This window comes from uncultured Oxalicibacterium sp. (genome assembly GCF_913776015.1).
Lineage (GTDB): Bacteria > Pseudomonadota > Gammaproteobacteria > Burkholderiales > Burkholderiaceae_D > Oxalicibacterium.
The window spans coordinates 115,225-123,923 of the sequence record NZ_CAJYMD010000028.1; the positions used below are offsets into that span (position 1 = coordinate 115,225).

Annotated in this window: 9 protein-coding genes; 6 read left to right on the top strand and 3 right to left on the bottom strand. The window is 57.3% G+C overall.

The features are described from left to right. The first annotated feature begins 10 nt into the window (after positions 1-10). Genes QZ725_RS04345 through cobA form a run of 6 tightly spaced genes read left to right on the top strand, consistent with a single transcriptional unit; the run spans position 11 to position 6,058 of the window. Positions 11-1,702, top strand: coding sequence for a nitrite/sulfite reductase (locus tag QZ725_RS04345; RefSeq protein WP_293776593.1), 1,692 nt, complete (start codon positions 11-13; stop codon positions 1,700-1,702). After that, positions 1,695-2,258 carry a DUF934 domain-containing protein gene (locus QZ725_RS04350; RefSeq protein WP_293776596.1) on the top strand — a complete coding sequence of 188 codons (564 nt, stop codon included), beginning with the start codon at positions 1,695-1,697 and terminating at the stop codon, positions 2,256-2,258. Before QZ725_RS04345 ends, QZ725_RS04350 begins: the two co-directional genes overlap by 8 nt. Next, positions 2,255-2,983: a phosphoadenylyl-sulfate reductase gene (locus QZ725_RS04355; RefSeq protein WP_293776598.1), complete on the top strand. Its 729-nt coding sequence runs from the start codon at positions 2,255-2,257 to the stop codon at positions 2,981-2,983. The genes QZ725_RS04350 and QZ725_RS04355 overlap by 4 nt, the downstream gene beginning before the upstream one ends. Before the next feature lie 36 nt (positions 2,984-3,019). Continuing rightward, positions 3,020-3,955 carry a sulfate adenylyltransferase subunit CysD gene (gene cysD / locus QZ725_RS04360; RefSeq protein WP_293776601.1) on the top strand — a complete coding sequence of 312 codons (936 nt, stop codon included), beginning with the start codon at positions 3,020-3,022 and terminating at the stop codon, positions 3,953-3,955. Further along, positions 3,955-5,271 (top strand): GTP-binding protein, encoded by a 1,317-nt coding sequence (locus tag QZ725_RS04365; protein ID WP_293776604.1) that lies wholly within the window; start codon positions 3,955-3,957, stop codon positions 5,269-5,271. The genes cysD and QZ725_RS04365 overlap by 1 nt, the downstream gene beginning before the upstream one ends. 40 nt (positions 5,272-5,311) lie before the next feature. Then, positions 5,312-6,058 carry a uroporphyrinogen-III C-methyltransferase gene (cobA, locus tag QZ725_RS04370; protein WP_293776607.1) on the top strand — a complete coding sequence of 249 codons (747 nt, stop codon included), beginning with the start codon at positions 5,312-5,314 and terminating at the stop codon, positions 6,056-6,058. An 87-nt stretch (positions 6,059-6,145) separates the two neighbouring features. On the opposite strand, the gene QZ725_RS04375 is transcribed toward cobA, so the two are convergent. The 3 genes from QZ725_RS04375 to lptF form a co-directional block, all read right to left on the bottom strand. Further along, positions 6,146-6,517, bottom strand: a complete 372-nt coding sequence (locus tag QZ725_RS04375) for a CbiX/SirB N-terminal domain-containing protein (protein ID WP_293776609.1) — start codon at positions 6,515-6,517, stop codon at positions 6,146-6,148. Continuing rightward, positions 6,517-7,665 (bottom strand): LPS export ABC transporter permease LptG, encoded by a 1,149-nt coding sequence (gene lptG / locus QZ725_RS04380; RefSeq protein ID WP_293776612.1) that lies wholly within the window; start codon positions 7,663-7,665, stop codon positions 6,517-6,519. The genes QZ725_RS04375 and lptG overlap by 1 nt, the downstream gene beginning before the upstream one ends. Beyond that, on the bottom strand, positions 7,662-8,699 hold a 1,038-nt coding region (lptF, locus tag QZ725_RS04385), incomplete at its 5' end, for an LPS export ABC transporter permease LptF (RefSeq protein WP_293776615.1). The genes lptG and lptF, both read right to left, overlap by 4 nt.

An 8,699-nucleotide genomic window follows, 5' to 3' on the forward strand; every position in this document is an offset into this window, starting at 1 on the left:
GGAAACGAAGATGTATCGTTACGACCAATATGACCATCAGATCGTGAAAGAGCGCATTGCGCAGTATCGCGATCAGGTACGCCGCCGTCTGTCCGGTGAATTGCTGGAAGACGAATTCCGTATTTTGCGTTTGCAGAACGGTCTCTATCTGCAGCGCCACGCCTACATGCTGCGTATCGCCGTGCCATACGGCCTGCTGTCGTCGGCACAGATGCGCACGTTTGCGCACATCGCGCGCAAGTACGACCGTGGCTACGGCCATTTCACGACGCGCCAGAACATCCAGTTCAACTGGATCAAGCTCGAAGATTCCCCGGAAATTCTGGAAGAGCTGGCCAAGGTCGAAATGCACGCCATCCAGACGTCGGGTAACTGCGTGCGTAATACGACGTCCGACGAATACGCCGGCATCGCTGCCGACGAGATCGTCGATCCACGCCCGTACGCCGAAATCATCCGCGAATGGAGCACCTTCCATCCGGAATTCGCCTATTTGCCGCGTAAATTCAAGATCGCCATCAATGGCGCGGTTGAAGATCGTGCAGCAACCGCGATCCACGATATCGGCCTGCACGTGATCAAGAATGAGCAAGGTGAAGTCGGTTTCCGCGTCATGGTTGGCGGCGGCATGGGCCGTACGCCCATCATCGGTAGCGTGATCTGCGAGTTCCTGCCCTGGCAGCACATCATGACCTACATCGAGGCCATTCTCCGTGTGTACAACCAGTACGGTCGCCGCGACAACATCTACAAGGCGCGCATCAAGATTCTGGTGAAAGCCATCGGTATCGACGAATATCGTCGCCAGGTCGAAGAAGAATGGGCGCATCTGAAAGATGGTCCGGGCACCATCACGCAGGAAGAATTGAACCGCGTTGCTGCCTACTTCACGCTGCCGGCCTATGAAAAACTGCCGGTCACGGATGCCGCCTTCGAATTGAAGAAAGCCGAAGACAAGGCCTTCGGCAACTGGCTCAAGCGCAACGTCAAATCGCACAAGATTCCGGGCTACGCCGCCGTGGTCTTGTCGGTCAAGAAGCCGGGCGTACCGCCGGGCGATGCAACCGATGTGCAGCTCGATTTCATGGCCGATTTGGCAGATAAATACAGCTTCGGTGAACTGCGCGTGACGCACGAGCAGAACGTCGTGCTGTCCGACGTCAAGGTGTCCGATCTGTATGAAGTCTGGCAACAGGCAAAAGAACAAGGTCTGGCAACACCGAACATCGGCCTGCTGACCGATATGATCTGCTGCCCTGGCGGCGATTTCTGCGCACTGGCCAACGCCAAGTCGATCCCGATCGCGGGCGCGATTGCACAGCGTTTTGAAGATCTCGACTTCCAGCATGACATCGGCGATATCGAACTCAACATCTCGGGTTGCATCAACGCCTGTGGTCACCACCACGTTGGCAACATCGGCATTCTCGGTGTCGACAAAGACGGCAGCGAGTGGTATCAGGTCTCGCTCGGCGGCGCACAAGGTAACGAATCCTCGATCGGCAAGATCATCGGCCCATCGTTCTCGGCAGTGCAAATGCCAACCGTGATCGAACGTGTCTTGCAAGTCTACGTTCGTGATCGTATCGAAGATGAAAAATTCATCGACACGGTTCGTCGTGTCGGCGTCGCACCGTTCAAGGAACACGTGTACGCCACACCGATCAAGGTTGAAGAAGCAGGAGAAAACGCATATGCATAACCTCATCAAAGACCGCGCCGTCATCGGCGAAGATGACTGGACACTGCTGCGTCTGAAACCGGAAGTCGAAGCGGCTGAAGGCGTGGAAGCACAAGCTGGCGACAAGCCTGAATCGGTCACTGTTCCAGCTGGCAAAGTCATCGTGCCGCTGACCGTCTGGCAGGCACAAAATGCAACGCTGTCGCAACGCGATGATATCGGCGTCTGGCTCGCCAGCGATGAACGTCCGGAAGCATTGAAGGACGACGTCGCTAAACTGAAGATGATCGCCGTCGAATTTCCGAAATTCGCCGATGGTCGCGGTTATTCGATCGCGTTTAACCTGCGTGCGCGTCATGGCTACGAAGGCGAACTGCGTGCCTTTGGCGACGTGCTGCGCGATCAGCTTTTCTACATGCAGCGTGTTGGTTTCAACTCGTTCGCCGTACGCGCAGATCGCGACGTCAACGACGCCATCAAGGGCCTCAGCGATTTCTCGGAAAGCTATCAACAGTCGTGGGACAAGAAATCGCCACTGTTCCGTCGTGTTGATCGTCAGGCGGCCGCAGCAAAATGAACGAACAGGAATTCGCCATGCTGGTTGAAAAAACGCGCGAGACGCTGCAACGCGTCGCCGCGCAATTTCAACCTGCCGTGTTTGCGTCCAGCCTCGCCGCCGAGGACATGGTGCTGACCGACTTGATCTTGCGCGACAAGCTCGACATCGGCATCTTCACGCTGGAAACCGGCCGTCTGCACGCCGAAACGCTCGGTGTGCTCGATCAGATCAAACTCGTCTACGGCTACGATGTCGCACTCTACAAGCCACAAGCCGAAGCCGTGGAAAGCTACGTGCAGCAGCATGGCCTGAACGCGTTTTATGAGAGCGTCGATCTGCGCAAGGAATGCTGCCGCATCCGCAAGGTGGAACCGCTCAACCGCGCGTTGCAGGGCAAGCGTGCATGGGTGACCGGCCAGCGCCGCGCACAATCGGCCACGCGCGCCGAACTTCACGTACAAGAGCGCGATGAGGCGCACGACATGGAGAAATTCAATCCGCTGGCGGACTGGTCAGAAGAAGACGTCTGGCATTACATCCGCAGCAACAACGTGCCCTATAACCCGCTGCACGATCGCGGCTACCCGTCGATCGGCTGCGAACCGTGCACACGTGCCATCCAGCCCGGCGAAGACGTGCGCGCCGGTCGCTGGTGGTGGGAAAACCCAGAATCCAAGGAATGCGGTTTGCACGTCGTGGACGGCAGACTGGTTCGCATCAAATCGGTCGCTGCTTCGGCCTGAGCCGACGACCACGCTTATTCATCCATCGAGAACGCCATGAACACTGCAGTCGATCAACATTTTCTGGACGCCGCCAGCAACCGGCATCTGGACTGGCTCGAATCCGAAGCCATCCACATCATGCGTGAGGTCGCCGCAGAATGCACCAACCCTGCCCTGCTGTTTTCCGGCGGCAAGGATTCGGTCGTCCTGCTGCGCATTGCCGAAAAGGCTTTCCGTCCGGGCAAATTCCCGTTCCCGCTGGTGCACATCGATACCGGCCACAATTTCGACGAAGTGATCCAGTTCCGCGACAAGCGCGTGGCCGAACTCGGCGAGCGTCTGATCGTCGGCTCCGTCGAGGATTCGATCAAGCGTGGGACCGTACGCCTGCGCAATCCGCAAACCGATTCGCGCAATGCTGCACAAGCCGTGACGCTGCTGGAAACCATCGCCGAACACCAGTTCGACGCCTGCATCGGAGGCGCACGTCGCGATGAGGAAAAGGCCCGTGCCAAGGAACGCATCTTTTCGTTCCGCGACGAATTCGGCCAGTGGAATCCGAAGGGACAGCGCCCTGAACTCTGGGATCTCTACAACACGCGCGTCCACAAGGGTGAAAACATGCGTGTGTTCCCGATCTCGAACTGGACCGAACTCGACGTCTGGCAATACATCGCCCGTGAAAACCTCGAACTGCCATCGATCTACTTTGCACATCAGCGTCAGGTGATCCCGCGCAACGGCCTGCTGGTACCGCTGACCGATCTGACGCCGGCACGCGAAGGCGAGCAGGTGGAAACGCAAACCGTCCGCTTCCGCACGGTCGGCGATATTTCGTGCACCTGCCCGGTGTCGTCGGATGCAGATAGCGTCGAAGCGATCATTGCCGAAACCGCCGTCACACAAATTACCGAGCGCGGCGCAACCCGCATGGACGATCAAACGTCCGAAGCCTCGATGGAAAAACGCAAAAAAGAAGGATATTTCTGATGAGTGCCCAATTGAATGCCGTGGCCGACCAGCAATCCGCAGAACGCGGCCTGCTGCGCTTCATTACCGCCGGTTCCGTCGATGACGGCAAGAGCACGTTGATCGGCCGCCTGCTGTTCGACAGCAAAGGCATCTTCGCCGACCAGCTGGCTGCCGTGTCGCGCGCCAAGCACAAGCGTACGGTTGGCGACACGATTGATCTTTCGCTGCTGACGGACGGCCTTGAAGCCGAACGCGAACAGGGCATCACGATTGACGTTGCCTATCGCTACTTCGCTACGCCCAAACGCAAGTTCATCATCGCCGATACACCTGGCCATGAGCAGTACACGCGCAATATGGTCACGGGTGCATCGACGGCCGACGCCGTCATCATTCTGATCGACGTCTCCAAGGTAAAACTCGGCGAAGACGGCAGCGTCGAATTGCTGATCCAGACCAAACGTCACTCGACCATCGCGCATCTGCTGCAGATCGAACACGTGATCGTCGCTGTCAACAAAATGGATCTGGTCAATTACGACAAGACCGTCTACGACCGCATCGTGGCGGCCTATCACGAATTTGCCAAGAGTCTCGGCCTCAAGGATGTGCATACGATTCCCTTGTCGGCACTGGCTGGCGACAATGTCGTCGAACGCGGCGACAAGCTGAGCTGGCATCAAGGCCCGACCTTGATCGAGCTGCTGGAATCGTTGAGCGTCTATGACGAATCGCATGCCGAACCGTTCCGTTTCCCGGTGCAACTGGTAGCCCGTCACAACGGTCATGAAGCCAACGATTTCCGCGGCTACATGGGGCGTGTTGAAGCCGGCAAGATTGCCAAGGGCGACAAGATTGTGGTGCAACCGAGCGGCCAATCCGCGACGATCAAGGATATCCAGACCTTCGACGGTTCGCGGAATGAGGCAGTGGCTGGTCAGTCCGTCACGCTGCTGCTGGATGAATACGTCGATGTGTCGCGCGGCGACATGCTGGCTGAAGCAGCACGCCCGGCCACGCTGCTGAAAACCGTCAATGCCGACATCTGCTGGCTGTCGGAAGAGCCACTCGATCTGCGCCGCAAATACTGGCTCAAACATACGACACGCCAGGTTGCCGCACGCGTCACCAGCATCGACTCGCTGCTCGACATCAATACGCAGGAGCGTCATGCCGCCAGTGAAGTCAAGCTCAACGGCATTGCAACAGTCAGCATCAACGTGCAGCAACCGCTGGCAGCGGATGCCTACGATGCCAGCCGTGCCACCGGTGCATTCATCCTCATCGATGAAGTCACGCACCAGACCGTTGCTGCAGGCATGATCCGTCTGTAACTCCCTGTATTACTCTTACCCGCCCGCATCAGGTAGAACCATGTCGCAGTCATCTTCACGCTATGGCAAGGTCTATCTGGTCGGTGCCGGTCCTGGTGCCACCGATCTCATTACCGTTCGCGGCGCGCGCCTTCTCTCGCAAGCCGATGTGGTGCTGCACGATGCTCTCGTGACTGCCGACATGCTGGCACTGGCACCGCAGGCCGACAAGATCGCCGTCGGCAAACGCAGCGGCCAGCGCTCTACTGCGCAGCTTGCCATCAACGCATTGTTGATCGACTGTGCGGAAAAATACCGCACCGTGGTGCGCCTCAAGGGCGGCGACCCGATGCTGTTCGGTCGCGCTGATGAAGAATTGCAGGCGCTCGAAACGCTCGGTATCGATGTCGAGATCGTGCCCGGTGTTACCACGGCCTTTGCCGCCGCCGCTGAAACACGTCAGCCACTGACCAAACGCGGCATCGCGCGTAGTATTGCCTTCTTCACCTCTGCCACCGCGCCACAGCATGCCGACGAACTGGCCATGCCCGACAGCGATACGCTGATTCAGTACATGGGCGGTCGCGAAGCGATTGCCACGGCCGAGAAACTGATTGCGCAAGGCCGTTCGCTGGATCTGCCGGTCGTCGTCATCGAAAATTGCAGCCTGCCGAATCAGATTGTCACGCGCATGCGTTTACGCGATCTGGCGCAAGGTCTGGGAGAACGGCAAGGGCCGGTATTGGTCATGATCGGTGAAGCGATGGCCGCACGCGCGAACCAACAGGGCGATCGGCAAGCCAACTAAGTCTCGACACAAAAACTCAACGCAGTGACCGAGCGATTCGGCAAGCCATGGAACATGGCGGGTCGCTGCTTTTGCCGAAGCCGGAAATCAGGTGAGTGTTTGCAGGCAGTAGCTGGCCATTGCAGCGAGCACGCTGTCTTCCTCCCCCACCGCCTTCGCCACCTGAAATTGCATGTGCGGATGTTCCGCTCTCAAGCCATCGATAATCTCAGGCAAATCACGTCGCACATGACCGCCCTGCCCCAGAAAAACCGGGACGATGGTGACTTGTTCGATTCCATCCAGCGCCAGCATTTGCGCAATCTCGGGCAAACGCGGCGACATCAATTCCAGAAAAGCCAGCTCGACCCGTACCGCGGGCGAAGCGGTACGAATCAGCGTCTGCAAACGCTGGAACGGCTCGGCCCAACGCGGATCGCGTGCGCCGTGGGCAAACAGGATCAGTGCGCGCTTTTCCATTAGTGTCGCTCCGCCCACATGAGTGCACCAACCGCCGCCATCATGAACATGGCACTCGGCAAGATGGCAGTGGCTAATGGCGGCCAGGTATTGAGCAGACCGAGATGAGAAAACAAGCTATTGATCAACTGGAAGCTCACGCCAATCATTATGCCGGTGAAAATCTTCAGGCTCACGCCGCCGGAACGGAAATGCAGATAGGCGAATGGCAGCGCCAAGGCCATCATGACGAATACGGCGAACGGATACGTCACTTTTTTCCAGAAGGCGATTTCGTATCGCGCAGTCTCGCGGTTGTTTTCGGAAAGATAGTTGGTGTAGCTGATCAGATCAAGAGCCGACATGTCTTCCGGATTGGAAAAACCGACTGACAGGATTTCCGGCGTAACCTCTGAAATCAGCGGACGGGTCGCAAAACGCGTGGTCGAAATCGCAGCGGTGATATCGCTGGCCTGCTTGGCACCAAATAGATTGCCTTCCTTGAACTTGGCTTCCGAACCGTCATACAACGTCCATTGATTGCCGCCCTGATAATCGGCGCGCGTTGCCGTAATCAGCGATACCAGATGGAAGTTGGTATCGAATTCGTAGATTTTCAGACCGAGCAATTCGCCATTCGGTTGTACTGTCCGCACATTGAGAAAACGCGAACCAACTGTTTCCCCCGTGACGCCATCGGCACGAATCACATCCTTGGTCCACAACCCCGAGCGGAATTCCTGCGACAACGATTGCCCCTGGCTCAGCAACTTGGTGCGCTCGGCCATCGCCGAACTGTAAGGCACGACAAATTCGCCGACCAGAAACGTGACAATCGCAAACATGAAACCAATCTTGAACAGCATGCCGCCTGCCATGGCGGTCGACATGCTCGATGCCCGCATGATCGTGAATTCGGAACGTGCGGCGAATTGCGAGAGTGCCCAGATCGTACCGATCAGTGCTGCAATCGGCATCAGCTCATAGATATAGCCGGGCAAACCCAACGTGACATAGATGAGCGCCTGCTGCAGCGTGTAGCCACCATGCCCGATTGCCTTCAGCTCGCCAACCATGTCGAAAAAGGCGAACAAGGCGAGGAAAGCAATCAGTACGAAAAGAACCGAGCGGCCGATCTCACGCGCGAAATATTTTTGGAGGACTTTCATGCTGCCGCCTTGCTACCGAACAGATTGCGTTTGAAACGCGCCCACACCACCAATGGATGGCAGGCGCTATTGACCTTGAGCCGCCACAGGAAAAATACCGTGATGACGATGATCGCCACCAGATGCACAGGCCACCATGCCAGCATGAAACTACTGCGCTGCTGCACCACGGTGGCTTGCGCAAAGCTCAGCATATTGCTGTAAAAGACGAACAGGAACAGGGCAATCAGCAGATTCGCCGAACGACCGCCGCGCGGATTGACGAAGCCCAGCGGAATCGCCAACACCATGAGCAGCACGCCCATGATCGGCAGCGAAACACGCCAGACCAGCTCGCCATCATTGAAATTGTTACGGTTTTTCAAAAGATCCCAGGTGGCCAAGGCACGCGCCGATGTATCGCCCGCCACGGCTTCCGATTTGCGCGCCACCAGCACACCGTAACGATCGAACTCCATCAGCTGAAAATCGGACTGCGTCGGTACACCGTCATAACGACGACCCTGATGCATGACAAGAAATTTGTCGCCATTCTTGTCGATTTCGACCGTGCCTTCCTTTGCCACCACCACACTGTTCGTGCCGTTACGCATGCCGCTCACGAACACATTCTTTACACGCGTGGTATCGCCAGAGACGCCTTCAACGAAAAACACGCGATCGGCGGATGACGACTCCTGGAATTTACCGGGCGACACACGCGCAATATCTTCGCGGTTGGCATAACGTTCCTTATAGATGGCACTTTGCTGGTTGGACCACGGCGTCAGGAAAACGCTGAGCAGAGTCGTCATCGCTACGATCGGCAAGGCAAACATCAGGACCGGTTTGATCCAGCGCGACAGACTGAGGCCGGAGGCGAACCACACCACCATTTCCGAATCCTGATAGGCGCGCGTGACGACCAGCAGTACGGAAACGAATCCCGTCAGATTCAAGATGATCGGCAAATAATTAAGTGCGGAAAAACTCAGCAGTGCCACCACATCCGAAGACGCGACCTTGCCACCAGCCGCCTGCCCCAGGATACGAAT

Coding starts and splice junctions, on each gene's coding strand:
- QZ725_RS04355 (WP_293776598.1), top strand. CDS start 2,255: ATGAACGAACAGGAATTCGCCATGCTGGTTGAAAAAACGCGCGAGACG.
- cobA (WP_293776607.1), top strand. CDS start 5,312: ATGTCGCAGTCATCTTCACGCTATGGCAAGGTCTATCTGGTCGGTGCC.
- QZ725_RS04375 (WP_293776609.1), bottom strand. CDS start 6,517: ATGGAAAAGCGCGCACTGATCCTGTTTGCCCACGGCGCACGCGATCCG.
- cysD (WP_293776601.1), top strand. CDS start 3,020: ATGAACACTGCAGTCGATCAACATTTTCTGGACGCCGCCAGCAACCGG.
- QZ725_RS04345 (WP_293776593.1), top strand. CDS start 11: ATGTATCGTTACGACCAATATGACCATCAGATCGTGAAAGAGCGCATT.
- lptG (WP_293776612.1), bottom strand. CDS start 7,665: ATGAAAGTCCTCCAAAAATATTTCGCGCGTGAGATCGGCCGCTCGGTT.
- QZ725_RS04365 (WP_293776604.1), top strand. CDS start 3,955: ATGAGTGCCCAATTGAATGCCGTGGCCGACCAGCAATCCGCAGAACGC.
- QZ725_RS04350 (WP_293776596.1), top strand. CDS start 1,695: ATGCATAACCTCATCAAAGACCGCGCCGTCATCGGCGAAGATGACTGG.